This window comes from Sphingomonas sp. 10B4 (assembly GCF_035019905.1).
GTDB lineage: Bacteria > Pseudomonadota > Alphaproteobacteria > Sphingomonadales > Sphingomonadaceae > Sphingomonas > Sphingomonas glacialis.
The window spans coordinates 1-451 of record NZ_JASJVC010000204.1; the positions used below are offsets into that span (position 1 = coordinate 1).

Genomic DNA, 451 nt, shown 5'->3' on the forward strand with positions numbered 1-451 from the left:
TCGATATATTTATTAATGACGCGGGTCATCGCTGCGCGCAAGCCAGTCAGATGGGTGCCGCCGTCACGTTGTGGGATGTTATTGGTAAAGCATAAAACTTGCTCGTTGTAGGCGTCGTTCCATTGCATGGAAACGTCAACGGTGATGTTGGTGCCTTGGTCAGACAGACGCTCACCAGTGGCTTGGAAAATCGTTGGGTGCAAGACGCTTTTAGATTTGTTGATGTATTCGACAAAGCCACGGGTGCCGCCTTCAAAGGCAAACATTTCTTCTTTGCCTGTGCGTTGGTCGGTGAGTTTGATGCGCACGCCATTATTGAGGAACGATAATTCGCGGATACGCTTTGCCAGAATCTCGTAATGGAATTCGACATGAGTGAAGATTTCTTCATCGGCCCAGAAGTGGACTTCGGTACCGCGTTTGTCGGTGTCGCCGATGACTTTAATCGGGG

At 49.7% G+C, this 451-nt stretch carries 1 pseudogene; it reads right to left on the reverse strand.

The window, feature by feature from the left end:
- A pseudogene (gene gyrB, locus QN347_RS19475) lies at positions 1–308 on the reverse strand (DNA gyrase subunit B); the annotation flags it as partial.
- Positions 309–451 lie beyond the last annotated feature (143 nt).